Annotated in this window: 14 protein-coding genes and 1 riboswitch; of the genes, 7 read left to right on the forward strand and 7 right to left on the reverse strand. The window is 62.0% G+C overall.

Features of this window, described 5'->3' with window-relative positions; all coding sequences use genetic code 11:
* Nucleotides 1-92: 92 nt before the first annotated feature.
* A complete protein-coding gene (locus C6558_RS07770; protein WP_025427776.1) occupies nt 93-1,370 on the forward strand; it encodes a low temperature requirement protein A in 1,278 nt (425 codons plus the stop codon).
* A gap of 240 nt (nt 1,371-1,610) precedes the next feature.
* Here C6558_RS07770 and C6558_RS07775 read toward each other — a convergent pair whose 3' ends face one another.
* From C6558_RS07775 to C6558_RS07805, 7 genes are all read right to left on the reverse strand, one after another.
* Nucleotides 1,611-2,084, reverse strand: a complete 474-nt coding sequence (locus C6558_RS07775; RefSeq protein ID WP_025427775.1) for a 6,7-dimethyl-8-ribityllumazine synthase — start codon at nt 2,082-2,084, stop codon at nt 1,611-1,613.
* Nucleotides 2,085-2,175: 91 nt separating this feature from the next.
* A riboswitch (FMN riboswitch) is annotated at nt 2,176-2,325 on the reverse strand.
* Nucleotides 2,326-2,491: 166 nt separating this feature from the next.
* Nucleotides 2,492-2,845, reverse strand: a complete 354-nt coding sequence (locus C6558_RS07780; RefSeq protein WP_025427774.1) for a TfoX/Sxy family protein — start codon at nt 2,843-2,845, stop codon at nt 2,492-2,494.
* Nucleotides 2,846-3,039: 194 nt separating this feature from the next.
* Nucleotides 3,040-4,101 carry an ABC transporter ATP-binding protein gene (locus C6558_RS07785; protein WP_025427773.1) on the reverse strand — a complete coding sequence of 354 codons (1,062 nt, stop codon included), beginning with the start codon at nt 4,099-4,101 and terminating at the stop codon, nt 3,040-3,042.
* 4 nt (nt 4,102-4,105) lie between these two features.
* Nucleotides 4,106-4,894, reverse strand: a complete 789-nt coding sequence (locus C6558_RS07790; protein WP_025427772.1) for an iron ABC transporter permease — start codon at nt 4,892-4,894, stop codon at nt 4,106-4,108.
* On the reverse strand, nt 4,891-5,766 hold the full coding sequence (locus tag C6558_RS07795) for an ABC transporter permease subunit (RefSeq protein WP_025427771.1): 876 nt from the start codon (nt 5,764-5,766) through the stop codon (nt 4,891-4,893). The genes C6558_RS07790 and C6558_RS07795 overlap by 4 nt, the downstream gene beginning before the upstream one ends.
* A gap of 282 nt (nt 5,767-6,048) precedes the next feature.
* Nucleotides 6,049-7,152 carry an ABC transporter substrate-binding protein gene (locus tag C6558_RS07800; RefSeq protein ID WP_025427770.1) on the reverse strand — a complete coding sequence of 368 codons (1,104 nt, stop codon included), beginning with the start codon at nt 7,150-7,152 and terminating at the stop codon, nt 6,049-6,051.
* Nucleotides 7,153-7,339: 187 nt separating this feature from the next.
* Complete coding sequence (locus C6558_RS07805) at nt 7,340-8,218, reverse strand: MurR/RpiR family transcriptional regulator (protein WP_025427769.1); 879 nt, start codon at nt 8,216-8,218, stop codon at nt 7,340-7,342.
* Nucleotides 8,219-8,391: 173 nt separating this feature from the next.
* Here C6558_RS07805 and C6558_RS07810 point away from each other — a divergent pair, with 173 nt between their 5' ends.
* The 6 genes from C6558_RS07810 (at nt 8,392) to C6558_RS07835 (ending at nt 15,855) form a co-directional block, all read left to right on the forward strand.
* Nucleotides 8,392-9,165, forward strand: a complete 774-nt coding sequence (locus C6558_RS07810; RefSeq protein WP_025427768.1) for an N-formylglutamate amidohydrolase — start codon at nt 8,392-8,394, stop codon at nt 9,163-9,165.
* A 111-nt stretch (nt 9,166-9,276) separates the two neighbouring features.
* Nucleotides 9,277-10,824, forward strand: coding sequence for an amino acid permease (locus C6558_RS07815; RefSeq protein ID WP_107027138.1), 1,548 nt, complete (start codon nt 9,277-9,279; stop codon nt 10,822-10,824).
* Between the two features lie 95 nt (nt 10,825-10,919).
* Nucleotides 10,920-12,284 (forward strand): glutamine synthetase family protein, encoded by a 1,365-nt coding sequence (locus C6558_RS07820; protein ID WP_084814681.1) that lies wholly within the window; start codon nt 10,920-10,922, stop codon nt 12,282-12,284.
* 86 nt (nt 12,285-12,370) lie between these two features.
* Nucleotides 12,371-13,756, forward strand: a complete 1,386-nt coding sequence (locus tag C6558_RS07825; protein WP_025427765.1) for an aldehyde dehydrogenase family protein — start codon at nt 12,371-12,373, stop codon at nt 13,754-13,756.
* A complete protein-coding gene (locus C6558_RS07830; RefSeq protein ID WP_025427764.1) occupies nt 13,753-14,901 on the forward strand; it encodes an iron-containing alcohol dehydrogenase in 1,149 nt (382 codons plus the stop codon). The genes C6558_RS07825 and C6558_RS07830 overlap by 4 nt, the downstream gene beginning before the upstream one ends.
* Nucleotides 14,902-15,135: 234 nt before the next feature.
* A complete protein-coding gene (locus tag C6558_RS07835) occupies nt 15,136-15,855 on the forward strand; it encodes a ParA family protein (protein ID WP_025427763.1) in 720 nt (239 codons plus the stop codon).
* Nucleotides 15,856-16,085: the final 230 nt, after the last annotated feature.

Below are 16,085 nucleotides of genomic sequence, written 5' to 3' on the forward strand. Positions count from 1 at the left end.
GGCAGACCGCCGGGGCACTGCCGGCTTGACGAAGCTTCTGTAAATATTTGAACATGCTTGCATATCGTCACGTCAGCGAGGAATGCCGCCCCATGCCCGACGCCCCAACGACACCGCCGCATGCCGGAAGCCACCGCCTGGCGCGCATGAGCGGCCGCGACACGCACGAACACCACCGCACAGCCACGACGCTCGAGCTTCTGTTCGACCTGACCTTCGTCATCGCCTTCAGCCTTGCGGCATCGCAGCTTGCGCATCTGATGGCCGAAGGACATTTCAAGGCGGGGCTGATCGGCTTCTTCTTCGCCAGCTTCGCCATCTGCTGGGCCTGGATCAATTTCACCTGGTTTGCTTCCGCCTATGACACCGACGACTGGGTGTTCCGGTGCGTGACCATGGTGCAGATGGTCGGCGTGCTGATCCTGGCGATCGGCCTTCCCGCCATGTTCCGCTCGGTCGACGAGGGTGCCCATCTCGACAATGGCGTGATGGTGCTCGGATACGTCGTCATGCGGGTGGCGATGATCTTCCAGTGGCTGCGCGCCGCCGGCCAAGATCCGGCACGACGGCAGGCCTGCATGACCTATGTGGTAGCGATCACGGTTGCGCAACTCGGCTGGGTCGTGCAGATCTTCGTCGACTTCTCGATCGTTGTCACCTTCGCCATGGTCGTGGCGCTCACCGTCATCGAGATGCTCGGGCCCTATATCGCCGAGACGCGGCATGGCGGCACGCCCTGGCATGCCCACCATATTGCGGAACGCTACGGCCTTCTGGCAATCATCGCGCTCGGAGAAGGCGTCGTCGGCACGGTCGCCTCGATCACGGCGGTGGTGGATGGGGAGGGCTGGAACCTCGACGTGGCGCTCGTCTGCCTTGCGGGCACCGGGCTTACCTTCGGCATGTGGTGGATCTATTTCCTGTTGCCGAGTGCCGAGGTCCTGCACGTGCACCGCAGACGCTCCTTCGTCTGGGGCTATGGTCACATGTTCATTTTCGCCGCGATCGTTGCGACCGGTGCGGGCCTGCATGTCGCCGCCTATTACATCGAGCACAAGGCGCATATCGGGTCGCTTGCGACCGTGTTGACGGTGGCGGTCCCGGTCGCGGCCTATATCGCTCTGGTCTACGGCATGTATGCCTATCTGCTGCGGCAGTCGGAACCGCTTCATGCCTGGCTGCTCGCCGGCACGATGCTGCTGCTTGCGGCGTCGATCGCGGCCGCGATGGCGGGCGTCGACATGGCGATCTGCCTGATCATTCTGATGTTTGCGCCGTTCGTGACCGTCGTCGGTTTCGAGGCGGTCGGTCATCGCCACCGGATGGCGGCGCTGGAACGGTGCCTTGATGAGGCAGAGCCGGTGCATTGAACGCCGGGAATTGGCTATTCGAAACAGCGGTTTGCCGGCTGTTGCTGGCGGCTTGATTCAGGTGGTTCAGAGGTTGATTCAAGCAGGCGCCGCGAAGCGGCTCGATGGTTGCGCATCGGAGCGCTGAGCGAGCCTTGCCCCTCACCCTAGCCTTCTCCCCGCAGGCGGGGAGAAGGTGGCCGGCAGGCCGGATGAGGGGTGGCGGCCGGATACGGCGCGGGCTTGCGGCCCGCCAGCAGATCAGGCGTTGAGCAGCGCCAGCTTGGCGCGGGCGTCGAGGATCTGGGCGCAGGCATTGGCGGCTTCTTCGCCCTTGGCGACGAAGTGTTCGCGGAAGAAGGCGATCAGCGGCGCGCTTTCCTGGAAATTGTGCGGCGTCAGCACGGCCGACAGCACCGGCACGTCGGTATCGAGCTGGACGCGCATCATACCGTCGAGCACCGTGCCAGCGACGAAGTCATGGCGGTAGATGCCGCCATCGACGACGAAGGCGGTGCCGAGGATCGCGGCGTAACGGCCGGTCCTGGCAAGCTTCTGCGCGTGCAGCGGGATTTCCAGCGCGCCTGGCACGTCGAAGATCTCGACGTCGGCGGCACTGCCGCCGAACTTCGTCCATTGGGCGACGAAGGCATCGACACAGCGGTCGACGATGTCGGCGTGCCAGCGGGCACGGACAATCGCAATCTTGGCGGTGGGGTGGGAAAGAATAGTCATGGTCTCAAGCCTTCCAGGGTTTGGCGTTTCCAATTTTCCCGTCGGGCGAACATGCACGCGCGCGAAACCCCGGTGTGGGGTCCACGTTCCTGCTTGCTCTCTTCCATCCGGACTGTGACCGTCGGCTCCGGAATCTGACCGGATCTGCTGACCTCCGAAGTAGACCTCCGAAGCGCTCGCGGGCTTCGATCTTTCGATCGCTACCGCCGGTGGGGAGTTTCACCCCGCCCTGAGAACAAGAGCGACTATATAGATCGGCCGTGCCTGGTCAAACGCATGACGCGACGAAAATCCGGGAAATCGCGACAGATTTTTTCCGTGCCGTATCGCTCCCGGACAAATCTGTTCCCGTCGGGAGCCGCCGTAGTCTGACCTCGGCCGCGTGCCGCGTCGCCGCCACGAGACATTTATCTGCGGACGCGACGCGGGGCTTCGTCTTCGGCGGCGATCGCGCGTGCGGACCAATGGAGCAGCGCCTGCCTGTCATCAAGGCAAGTGACCGGTGCTTCGTAGTAGCGGTGCACGACCACCGGTTTGCCGCCCTTGTTGTAGGTGAACGGCTGACATCCTTCGCTGAGAAGCGCATCTCTCAGGGGCTGATCAACCCTGAAATAGAGGCGATCCTTGATGCTGATGGCGAACTGGCGATCAGCGACAAGATAGGCCCAACCGCCGAAGAAGCGGCCTATGTCAACGGGACCGATATCCGCGAGTTCTTCGTGGATATGGGTGACGAACGCACTCGGCTGCGCTTTAGTCATGGCGGCCGCCGGTGCAAAATGCGCTGTTTTTCATTCGACGGTTCAGGCAATCTCTCCACGGCATGTGCAAGGCAGCTACTGCATGTTTCCTTAAATCCTATTCGATTTAGGGATAAAAACATGCAGCACTTCAAAGCGCTACAGCGACCTTTGCGCGTAACAAGACGCACGCGCTGTAGGGGGACGCTGGAGATCTACTCGCGGATGACGAGCAGGTCCTTGGCGGCAAAGCGGAGCGTGACGTTCGAGCCGAAGGCCGGCGGCGTCAGGCCGGGGTCGTTGAACATGTCGAAGGAGATGACGTCGCCGCCGATGCGCAGCTTGGTGCGGATGACCGAGCCGAGGAAGCTGGTCGAAACCACCTCGCCGGTCAGCGCGGTGTCGCCCCTGGCGCTGTCGGCGATCGAGCCTGCCTCCGGGCGCAGCGCCAGCGAAATGTTGTCGCCACCCTTCATGCCGGCGATCGGCTCCTTCAGCGACACCTGCTGGTTGCCGATGGTGACAGCACCGGCGGCCGGGTCGGCGACCTTGGCTTCGATGATGTTGAGCGTGCCGACGAAGGAGGCGACGAATCGGGTCGCAGGGGTGTTGTAGATCTCGAACGGCGTGCCGATCTGGTCGGCTCGCCCGGAATTCATGACGACGATGCGGTCGGAGATCGACAGGGCTTCTTCCTGGTCATGGGTGACGAAGACAGTGGTGATGCCGAGCTGCTGCTGGATCTGGCGGATTTCCTCGCGCAGCGACACGCGGATCTTGGCGTCGAGCGCCGACAGCGGCTCGTCGAGCAGCAGCACCTGCGGCTTGACGGCGAGGGCGCGCGCGAGCGCCACGCGCTGCTGCTGGCCGCCGGAAAGCTGGTAGGGGAAGCGGTCGGCCAGGTGCTCGAGCTTGATCAGGCTCAGCATCTGCTTGACGCGTGTATCGATCTCCGACTTCTGCGCCCCGGCGACTTTCAGGCCGAAGGCGACGTTGTCGTTGACGTTCATGTTGGGAAACAGCGCATAGGCCTGGAACACCATGCCGATGTTGCGCTGGTTGGGCTTCAGCGTTCCCTGGTCCTTGCTGTCGATGGTGATCGTGCCGCCCGACGGCGTCTCGAAGCCGGCGATCATGCGCAGGATCGTCGTCTTGCCGCAGCCTGACGGGCCTAGGAACGAAACGAACTCGCCCTTGTCGATGACCATGTTGAAGTTGTGCACGACCTGAACCGGGCCGAAGGACTTCTGGATATTGTTCAGTGTCAGGAATGCCATGTGATCAAGCCTTGGCCGGAGCGGATTTCTGGATGCGGGAAACGAGCTGGATCAGACCCATGCTGAGCCAGGTGATGGCGAATGCGATGACCGCGAGCGCCGAAGGCTCATAGGCCTTGTTGGCGCCGACGAGCTGCAGGTACGGACCGAAGGCCGGGCGGTTGAGCAGCGCGGCCATGGTGAATTCGCCCATGACGATCGCAAAGGTGATGAAGGCGCCGGAGAGCACGCCACTCATGACGTTGGGGAAGATGCAGCGAAACAGGATCGTCGGCCATTTGGCGCCGAGGCTTTCGGCGGCTTCCGTCAGCGTGCGGACGTCGATCGCCCGCATCGCGGTATCGACCGCCCGGTACATGTAGGGCAGGGACAGCGTCATGTAGGAGAACATCAACAGCGCATTGGTGCCGGAGATCGAGCCGGTCAGCGGGATCCACGACGAGGAGTTGTAGAGGCGCAGATAGCCGAAGACGATGACGATCGCCGGGATGACCAGCGGCAGAAGGGTGATGAATTCGATGATCGGGCGCACCTGCGGCAGGCGAAGGCGGACCCAATAGGCGGTCGGCACCACCAGCAGCATGCCGAAGACGATGGTCAACACGGCCATCATCATCGAATAGCCGAAGGTCTCGCGGAACTGCAGGTCGGAGAAGACCGAGCGATAGGCGTCGAACGAGTATTCGCCGCGGCGCATGCGCAGCGAGAATTCCAGCGTGCCCAGCAGCGGGATGATGAAGTAGCTTGCACCGATGGCGATGGCGATCCAGGCGCCGAGACGTTGTGCTTTCATTTCTGCCACCGTTCGGCGCGCATACGCAGCCAGATATAGAGAACGTTCGAGATGCCGGTGATGACGATCATGCCGAGCGCCAGCGCATAGCCGAGGTTCGGATTGTGCAGCACGTCGCCGCGGATCTGCGCATAGAGCAGGATCGGCACGATGTTGAGCGAGGACCCGGTCAAGGCATAGGCCGTGGCGATCGCGCCGAAGGCGTTGGCAAACAGCAGGAGCGTGGTGCCGAGCAGGCTCGGCCACAGGATCGGCAGCGCCACCATGCGCCAGTACTGCCAGGTCGAGGCGCCAAGGATTTCAGAGGCTTCGCGCCATTCTTTCTTCAGACCATCGAGCGCCGGCGTCAGGATCAGCACCATCAGCGGGATCTGGAAATACATGTAGGTGATGGTCAATCCGAAAAACGACAGCAGGTTGAAGCCGGTCGAATAGAGATTGAAGCCGAACCATTCGCGCAGGAAGACGGTGACGAGGCCGGTGCGCCCGAGGGTCGCGAGGAAGGCGAAGGCGAGCGGCACGCCGGCGAAGTTCGAGGCGACGCCCGAAAAGGTCAGGAGGCCCGAGCGGATCCAGGTCGGCACGCCGCCGAGCACGATTGCCCAGGCGAGGAAGAAGCCGATCAGCGCGCCGCCGATCGAGGACGCGATCGAGATCCGGATCGAGATCCAGTAGGCGCTGAGGATCGAGGGCGTGAACAGATCGCCGATGTTCTTGAAGGTAAAGCTGCCATCGGGCGTCAGGAACGCGCCGGTGACGAGATAAAGCGTCGGGATGATCAGGAACAGCAGCGCGAAAAGCATGAAGGGAGCAATGCCGAGCCAGTCGATGACGGCTCGCTTGCTGATCAAGGTCGGTGAAGCGGTGCTCATATAGGCTTTCTGTCCCGAGGCTTGCAGTGACCTTTGCGCGTCCGCATGAACGCACAAAGATCGCCTTAGCGCTTTGATTTGCTGCAAAATTCCTTAGATCGATACCGAGCTAAGGAATTGTGCACGAGATTAAACCATGTCGCGCAAAAGCGTGTTGCGGTTTGCGACAACGACATGCGCAAAAACAAGACCTTAAAGCGCAGCAAGCGAATCCTGGTGATCGTGACGCGCTTTAGGGAAACCTCCCCGCGCCGAGGCGCGGAGAGGCGGAAGTCATGGATATTACTGCACGTTTGCGCCGACGACGCTATCCCACTTGGTGGTAATCGCTTCCTTGCCCTTGGCCTGCTCTTCGAGCGTCGGGAAGACAGCCTTTTCGTAGGCTGCTGCCGGCGGCAGCTTGTCGAGCAGTTCCTGCGGGATCTTGCCGTTCTTGGCGAGGTCGTTGAAGCGGATCGGGTGGCAATAGCCCTTCAGCCAGCCGAGCTGACCTTCGTCGGAATAAAGATACTCCATCCACAGCTTTGCCGCGTTCGGGTGCGGCGCGTAGGCCGAGATCGCCTGGACGTAGACGCCGGCGACGACGCCCGAAGCCGGAACGACGACTTCAACCGGCGGGTTGCCGTTGAGGCTGTCGCGCCAGGAAAGGCCGTTGTAGTCCCAGGCGATCACGACCGGGGTCGAGCCCTGCGCGAGCGAGGCGGACTTGCCGATAACCGGAACGAAGTTGCCGGCCTTGTTGACTTCGGCGAAGAAGCCGAGGCCCGTTTCACCAGCCTTGACGGCATCGGTTTCGCCAGCGGCGAGGCCGGCGGCGTAGACGGCCTGAACCGCCTGGTTGGAGGCGCGCGGGTCGCCGGCCATGGCGACCGAGTTGGCGTAGTCCGACTTCTTCAGGTCGGCCCAGTCCTTCGGCACGTCCTTGACGATGTCGGTGTTCACCACGAAGGAGAGAACGCCGTAGTAGTCGCCGTACCAGTAACCTTCGGCGTCCTTGGCCGAATCCGGGATCGAATCCCAAGTGGAGACCTTGTAGGGCTGGATCAGGCCTTCGGCCTTGGCCGACGGACCGAAGGAGAGACCGACGTCGATGACGTCAGGCGCCTGCGGGCCGGTGTTGCCCTTGTTGGCCTTGATGGCTTCGATTTCGTCGCCCGAACCGGCATCCGGGTTCAGCTCGTTGACTTCCAGGCCATACTTGGCCTTGAAGCCTGCGATGACGTCGCCATAGCCGCACCAGTTGTGCGGAAGTGCGATGGTGGTCAGCGAGCCTTCCTTTTTGGCGGCGGCGATGAGCTCTTCGCTCGGCTCGGCAGCGGCGATGGCCGTCGTTGCCAGAAGCATGGCGGTGGAAAGCGAGAGCAGGCGTTGAGTCGTTGAAATCACTGGCGTTCTCCTTATGGGTTTTCAGTCAATTTCGGCGATGCTGTTAAAGAGATGCGATGAAACTTGTGTGACAGCGATCTGTCTGTTCGCGCCGCGCATGTCGTTGGAAGAACAATTCTTTTTTCGACACGGCGCCTTCACTGAAACACACGTGCATAAAATTCCGTGAACGTGCCGGCCACTCCTCCTAAACCGGTTTGCGAAAGATGCGGGTCGAATCGAACAATCCCTCTAGCGTCTTCATCCGGTCGCGGGTTGCGTCCCAGTTGGTGCTCTGGACGGCCTCGATCAGGGCCTCGACCAGAAACAGGATCACCACTGAACTGTCCCAGGCCGAGGGCACCTCGATCTGCGAGCGGAAGACCTTGGAGGCGGATTTTGCCACCGGCGAGCTCCAGCGATCGGTGAAGAGGACGATCTCGACGCCGCGTTCGCGCGCCGATTTCGCCAGCGTCTCCATTTCCTGCTCGTAACGGCGGATGTCGAAGAGAATCAGCACGTCGCCGTGGCGCATGTCGAGCACGTAGTGTGGCCATGCGCTGGCATTCGACGCGATTTCGGTGACACCAGGGCGGATCACCTGCAGATGGGTGAAGAGATAATCGGCAACGGCGCGGGTGATGCGGCCGCCAAGCAGATAGACGTTGCGCTTGCGGTCGGCGATAAGGGCGACCGCCTCGTCGAATTCGCGCGGCTCGATCTGCGCCAGCGTCTCGCGCATGTTGTTCATGGCGGCATCGGCAAAGCGATTGAGCGTGTGGGTGCCCGGCGCGCTTGCGGCCCAGCGGTCATGCTTGGTGATCGGGTTGGAAATCGTGGCTTCCAGCTCCTGGTGCAGCCGCGACTGGAAATCGGGAAAGCCTTTGAAACCAAGCTTTTGCACCATGCGGGCGACGGTCGGAGTCGATACGCCGGCGTTCTCGGCGACCGTGGTGATCGAACCGAGTCCCGATACGGGATAGTTGTCGAGAAGTGTCTCTGCCAACTGTCTTTCCGCGCGGGTCAGCGCGGCGAAGTGGGCGTTGATCACATCCGACACCGTCGTGGGTGTCGCCTTGCTAGTCATAGTCTCCCCTGAACTGGTCTAACGCCAGTTTGTGACAGATTAAACATCGCTGTCACAATTGGAGTCAATCGCAATTTTGAAGAGATCGTTTCAGATTTCGATTGACACTCGCTAATCTCTGAACAAATCTTTTCATTAACGAACGTCTAACGGGGCAAGAGGGGATGCCGGTGTTGACGCGACTTTTGACCGATACAGATGGCGATCCGGTTGCGATCGAGAACGCGGCCGGGAGAGGCGATATCGTTCTCGTTTGCGAACATGCGTCGCGCCGGGTGCCGGAGCGTCTCGGTTCGCTCGGCCTTTCGCCGCAGGCGCTCGAAAGCCACATTGCCTGGGACCCGGGCGCGCTCGCGGTTGCAGAGTTTCTGTCGCGCAAGCTCGACGCGGTCCTGATCTACCAGCGCTTTTCGCGCCTTGCCTATGATTGCAACCGCCCGCCGGAGGCCGACGGCGCCATGCCTGCCGTCAGCGAAGTCTATGAGGTTCCGGGCAACCGCGACATGGCGGAGGAGGAGCGCCGGGCACGGGTCGACGAGATCTACCTGCCGTTTCACGACGCCATCAGCCAGTTCGTGACCGAGCGCAAGGCCAAAGGCCGACCGCCGGTGGTCGTCACGATGCATTCGTTCACGCCCGTCTATTTCGGCAAGCCGCGTTCCGTCGAAGTGGGCATCCTGCATGATGCCGACAGCCGGCTCGCCGATCAGATGCTGACCTTCGCAACCAGGGGCAAGGTCGCCTACGATATCCGCCGCAACGAGCCTTACGGGCCGGCCGACGGCGTTACGCACAGTCTGATCGAATACGGCGTCCACAACGGGCTGCCGAATGTGATGATCGAGATCCGCAACGATCTCATTCGAAACGAGATCGGCCAGAGGGTCATGGCCGATTATCTGGAAGGGCTGCTCAGCAAAGGCGTGGCAGCGCTTTCAGCAAAATAAAGACCCTGGGGAGCGGCTTTGCCGCGGTCCTGTTCCGGCTTGCCGGGGCAGGTGGTGATGGGACCCTGCTGCAATGGGGCGGTCGGGTCTGAAGAAATCAGGGGAAGAAAAATGTCAGACTACAGTGATCTCGACAAAAAGCAGGACATGCAGGTCCTGCATTCGATGGGCTATGCCCAGGAGCTCGAGCGGCGAATGAGCCAGTTCTCGAACTTCGCGGTCTCATTCTCCATCATCTGCATTCTCTCCGGCGGCATCAACTCGCTGGCGCAGGCGACGTCGGGTGCGGGTGGGGCCGCAATCGGCATCGGCTGGCCGCTTGGCTGCTTCATTTCGCTCGTCTTTGCCGTCGCCATGGCGCAGATCAGCTCGGCCTATCCGACGGCCGGCGGCCTTTATCACTGGGGCTCGATCCTCGGCAACCGCTTCACCGGCTGGGTAACCGCCTGGTTCAACCTGCTCGGTCTCGTCACCGTTCTCGGCGCCATCAACGTCGGCACCTATTACTTCTTCATGGGCTCGTTCGGCACGCCGTATTTCGGTCTTGCGGATACGACGCTCACCCGCATCATCTTCCTTGCGGTCATCACGGGCGCTCAGGCGCTGGTAAACCACATGGGCATCGGGCTTACGGCCAAGCTCACCGACTTCTCGGGTTACCTGATCTTCGCAACGGCGATCCTGCTTGCGCTCGTGTGCCTTGCCGTCGCCGACAGCTACGACATCGCCCGCCTCTTCACCTTCTCCAACTATTCCGGCGAGACGGGTGGAAACGTATGGCCGGCGACCTCGGGCACCTGGGTGTTCCTGCTCGGCCTGTTGCTGCCGATCTACACGATCACCGGCTACGACGCCTCCGCGCACACCTCGGAAGAAACCGTAAAGGCGGCAGAATCCGTGCCGCGCGGCATGGTCTCGTCGGTGCTGTGGTCGGCGCTGTTCGGCTACATCATGCTTTGCTCCTTCGTGCTGATGCTGCCGAACATGGACGAAGCCGCCAAGCAGGGCTGGAACGTGTTCTTCTGGGCAATGGACGCGCAGGTTCACCCTGTGATCAAGGACGTGCTCTACCTCGCCATCCTCGTCAGCCAGTGGCTGTGCGGCCTGGCAACCGTCACGTCGGTCTCGCGCATGATCTTCGCCTTCTCGCGTGACGGCGGCCTGCCGGCGTCCAAGGCTCTGGCCAAGGTCAGCCCGAGCTACCGCACGCCGGTGGCTGCGATCTGGACCGGTTCGATCCTCTCCGTGCTCTTCGTCTGGGGCTCGTCGCTGGTCTCGATCGGCGAAACGCCGGTCTATACGATCGTCGTATCGTGCACCGTCATCTTCCTGTTCTTCTCCTTCGCGATCCCGATCACGCTCGGTCTGTTCGCCTGGGGTACGTCGAAGTGGGACAAGATGGGTCCGTGGAACCTGGGCGAGGGCGTGTTCAAGCTCTTCGCGGTGCTCTCGATCATCGCCATGGTGCTGATCTTCGTTCTCGGCATCCAGCCGCCAAACGACTGGGCGCTCTACATCACCGTCGGCTTCTTGGCGCTGACTGCGATCATCTGGTTCGGCCTGGAAAACCGCCGGTTCCGCGGTCCGCCGATCGGCGATGAAGTGGCTCGCCGCCAGGCGGAAATCGCCGCTGCCGAAAAGGCGGTCGGCCAAGTCTAACCAATAATAAAATGGGCGGGAGCGCATCTGCAGCTTCCGCCTTTCTTTTTGCGGCCACGGGAACGGCCGCTTGCCGAAACATGGGATGAAATTTGATGAGCTATTCGTTCGAGCAATTGAAAGAGGATGTCGCCGCCGGCCGCATCGATACGGTTCTCGCCTGCCAAGTCGACATGCAGGGCCGGCTGATGGGCAAGCGCTTCCACGCGCAGTATTTCGTCGACAGCGCCTGGCAGGAAACGCATAGCTGCAACTACCTGCTGGCGACCGACATGGAGATGGAGACCGTCTCCGGCTACAAGGCGACGAGCTGGGAGAAGGGCTATGGCGACTACACGATGAAGCCGGACCTTTCGACGCTGCGGCGCATTCCGTGGCTCGAAGGCACCGCACTCGTGCTGTGCGACATGCTCGATCATCACACCCATGCCGAAGTGCCGCATTCACCGCGCGCCATCCTGAAGAAGCAGATCGCGCGGCTGGAGGCGATGGGCCTCAAGGCGTTCATGGCGAGCGAGCTCGAATTCTTCCTGTTCGATCAGACCTATGACGACGCGCGCCAGTCCGGCTATCGCGACCTGCAGCTGGTCAGCGGCTACAACGAGGACTACCACATCTTCCAGACCACCAAGGAAGAGGATGTAATGCGGGCGATCCGCAACGGCCTGCAGGGCGCGGATATCCCGGTCGAGAATTCCAAGGGCGAGGCGTCCGCCGGCCAGGAAGAGATCAACGTGCGCTATGCCGACGCGCTGACGATGGCCGACCGGCATGCGATCATCAAGAACGGCTGCAAGGAGATTGCCTGGTCGCGCGGCAAGGCGATCACCTTCCTCGCCAAGTGGAACTATTCGGCCGCGGGCTCCTCCTCGCATATCCACCAGTCGCTGTGGAGCCCTGACGGCAAGACGCCGAAATTCTTCGACAAGGACGGCAAATACGGCATGTCGGAGCAGATGCGCCAATATGTGGCCGGCCTGCTCAGCCACGCCAGCGAGATCACCTATTTCCTCGCGCCCTACATCAACTCCTACAAGCGCTTCATGGCCGGCACCTTCGCGCCGACCAGGGCGGTGTGGAGCAAGGACAACCGCACGGCCGGCTACCGCCTCTGCGGTGAAGACACCAAGGCGATCCGCATCGAGTGCCGCGTCGGCGGCTCCGATCTCAACCCTTATCTCGCCTTCGCGGCTTTGCTCGCGGCCGGCATTTCCGGTATCGAAGGCAAGATGGAACTGGAAGCGCCCTTCGTCGGCGATGCCTACGGCGGCAAGAACGTGCGCGAGATCCCGCGCACCCTGCGCGCCGCCACCGAGGCGCTGACGGGGTCCAAGATGCTGCGTGCCGCCTTCGGCGACGACGTCATCGACCACTATGTCCGCGCGGCCGAGTGGGAGCAGGAAGAATACGACCGTCGCGTCACCGACTGGGAAGTGGCGCGCGGCTTCGAGCGGGCCTGACAAGGCCGGAAACTTAGATCTCAGTGGCCGGTCCGGTACCAAGGGCCGGCTACGCCGTCATTCGAAATGGAAGCAGGAAGACGATCATGAGCATGATCAAGTGTATTTCTCCGGTGAACGGAGAGGTTTATGCCGAGCGCCCGGCGCTGCCGCTGGAAATGGCCAAGCAGGCCGTCGCCCACGCGCGCCAGGCGCAGAAGAGCTGGGCCCGCCGTCCGCTGGACGAGCGCGTCAACCTGGTACTATCAGGCGTTGCCCGTCTCAACGAGATGGTCGACGAGGTCGTGCCGGAACTGGCCTGGCAGATGGGCCGGCCGGTGCGCCACGGCGGCGAGTTCAAGGGTTTCAACGAGCGCTCGAACTATGTCGCTTCGATTGCTGCCGACGCGCTGAAGCCGATCCTCGTCGAAGAGAGCGACCGCTTTGGCCGTCGTATCGAGCGCGAGCCGCATGGCGTGGTCTTCGTCATCGCGCCGTGGAACTACCCCTACATGACCGCGATCAACACGGTCGCGCCGGCGCTGATGGCCGGCAACACGGTGGTCATCAAGCATGCCAGCCAGACGATCCTCGTCGGCGAACGCATGGTGCGCGCCTTCGTCGAGGCCGGCGTTCCGGCCGACGTGTTCCAGAACGTTTTCCTCGACCATGAGACGACGGCGGCGCTGATCGCGGCGAAAAGCTTCGACTTCATCAACTTCACCGGCTCGGTCGAAGGCGGCCGGTCGATCGAGCGCGCGGCCGCCGGAACGTTCACCGGTCTCGGCCTCGAACTCGGCGGCAAGGATCCGGGCTATGTCATGGAAGACGCCGATCTCGATGCGGCCGTCGACACGCTGATGGATGGCGCTACCTTCAATTCCGGCCAGTGCTGCTGCGGCATCGAGCGCATCTATGTGCATGAATCGCTCTATGACGCCTTCGTCGAGAAGTCGGTTGCCTGGGTGTCGAACTACAAGCTCGGCAACCCGCTCGATCCGGAAACGACGCTTGGCCCGATGGCGCACAAGCGCTTCGCCGCAACTGTGCGCGAGCAGATCGCCGATGCGATCGCCAAGGGCGCCAAGGCGCTGGTCGATCCGAAACTATTCCCGCAGGATGATGGCGGCGCCTATCTCGCGCCGCAGGTGCTTGTTGATGTCGATCACTCGATGGCCTTCATGCGCGAAGAAACCTTCGGTCCGGCGGTCGGCATCATGAAGGTGAAGAGCGACAGCCAGGCGATCGAGCTGATGAACGATTGCCAGTACGGTCTGACCGTGTCGCTGTGGACCCAGGATGCGGACCGCGCCTCGCGCATCGGCCGCGACCTTGAAACCGGCACCGTTTTCATGAACCGCGCCGACTATCTCGATCCGGCCTTGTGCTGGACCGGCGTCAAGGAAACCGGCCGCGGCGGCTCGCTTTCGGTCATCGGCTTCCAGAACCTTACCCGTCCGAAATCCTACCATCTGAAGAAAGTCACAGCATGACGATCACCGCGAACTGGAGCTACCCGACCGCCATCAAGTTTGGCGCCGGCCGGATCAAGGAGCTTGCCGAACATTGCAAGGCTGTCGGCATGAAGAAGCCGCTGTTGATCACCGACCGTGGCCTGGCGCCGATGCCGATCACGCAGAATGCGCTCGATATCCTCGAGGCCAACGGCCTTGGCCGGGCGATCTTCGCCGACGTCGATCCGAACCCGAATGACGTCAACCTCGCCGCCGGCGTCAAGGCGTTCAAGGACGGCGGCCATGATGGCGTCGTCGCCTTCGGCGGCGGTTCCGGCCTCGATCTCGGCAAGTGCGTGGCCTTCATGGCCGGCCAGAGCCGCCGCCCGGTCTGGGACTTCGAGGATGTCGGCGACTGGTGGACACGTGCGAGCGTCGAAGGCATCGCGCCGATCGTCGCGGTGCCGACGACAGCGGGCACCGGCTCAGAGGTTGGCCGCGCCAGCGTCATCACCAACTCCGCCAGCCATGTGAAGAAGGTGATCTTCCACCCGAAGTTCCTGCCAGCCGTCACCATCTGCGACCCGGAACTGACGGTCGGCATGCCGAAAGTGATTACCGCCGGCACCGGCATGGACGCCTTTGCCCATTGCCTGGAAGCCTATTCTTCGCCGTTCTACCATCCGATGTCGGCCGGTATCGCGCTTGAAGGCATGCGCCTGGTCAAGGAATACCTGCCGCGCGCGTACAAGGACGGCACCGATATCGAAGCACGCGCCAACCTGATGAGCGCGGCCGCCATGGGTGCCGTCGCCTTCCAGAAGGGGCTCGGCGCGATCCATTCGCTGTCGCATCCGGTCGGTGCGATCTACAACACCCATCACGGCATGACCAATGCCGTGGTGATGCCGCCGGTGCTGCGCTTCAACCGCAGCGCGATCGAGGACAGGATCGTCAGGGCGGCCGCCTATCTCGGCATTTCCGGTGGCTTCGACGGTTTCTACGACTACGTGCTGAAGCTGCGCGAGGAACTCGGCGTTCCCGACAAGCTTTCCGCACTCGGCGTCGGCACCGACCGTATCGACGAGATGTCGGAAATGGCGATCGTCGATCCGACCGCCGGCGGCAACCCGGTTGAACTGACGCTCGATGCGGCCAAGAAGCTGTTCAGGGAGTGCATTTGACCGCCGGCAAGTCGCTCTAAAGTAACTGACCGTTAATTTTCTTCGGCCCGGGAAACCATTGGTTTTCCGGGCTTTTTCGCGCCCTGCCTGCGGATTGGGCAGGGCGGGGGTTAATCTTCGCCAACGAAAATTTCCAATTCGTTAACCATGTTCTGAAAGGTTCTATTAAGCGGCATTGCCCGGCGAAGCATCGGTTGGGCAGGCCACGGAACACAGGACAGAATGAGGAAGAAGATGGCGGTCATCACATTCGCCAATGCAAAGGGCGGCGCGGGCAAGACGACGGCGGCGCTGATCCTGTCGACGGAACTGGCGAGACAGGGACACCGTGTTGTGGTCCTCGATGCCGATCCGCAGCGTTGGATCACCAGCTGGGCGGAAAACTCCGGCCAGATCGCCAATCTCTCCGTCATCTCGCATATCACGCCGGCATCGCTGGAATGTCATATCCGGGAAATGAAGGACGAAGCCGACTACATCATCATCGACCTCGCCGGCGCCAAGGATCAGATCGTCGCTTTGGCTCTCGCTCTTTCCGACCAGGTGCTGATCCCGGTGCAGGGCTGCGCGATGGATGCGCGCGGTGCCGTGCAGATCCTCGAGCTCATCCGCCAGATCGAGGACAGGTCGCGTGTGCGCATCAACCATTCCGTCGTTCTCACCCGGGTCAATTCTCTGGTGACGACGCGGGCGCTGCAGACCATCAAGACTTTGCTTGCTTCGCGCGGCGTCTCCGTGCTCGACACGCCGATCGTCGAGCGCGTTGCCTATCGCGAGATTTTCGACTGCGGCGGCACGCTTCAGTCGATGGATGATACCCGCGTCAGCAACCTCGACAAGGCCCGCGAAAATGCAGCTGCGCTTGCCAAGGAAGTGCAGGCTCTGACGCCGGTGAGGGCGCGCCGCTCCTGGGCTTCGCGTGCACCATCCTGGGCGACGCGGCGCGCGGCCTGATCAGGGATCGGCATACGAAGTTAGCCGCTTTGAAGACTGCCATAACCGGAATTGATGTTCGTCAATTCCGGTTGAATCGCGTTGCGACCACCCGAAAAGGCTGTTGCCCCTAAGGCTTCCTTTACCATGGGCTTATACCAGTGCTGGTGGAAAGCGATTGCACCTTATGGCGGTTTGCGAGGGTGCAGGTAGCCGCCATGATTGCGGCAAGGATTGTGGATTCGACCTTT

Origin of the sequence: Ensifer sp. NM-2 (assembly GCF_003024455.1) — a bacterium.
In the GTDB taxonomy this organism is placed as follows: domain Bacteria; phylum Pseudomonadota; class Alphaproteobacteria; order Rhizobiales; family Rhizobiaceae; genus Ensifer; species Ensifer canadensis.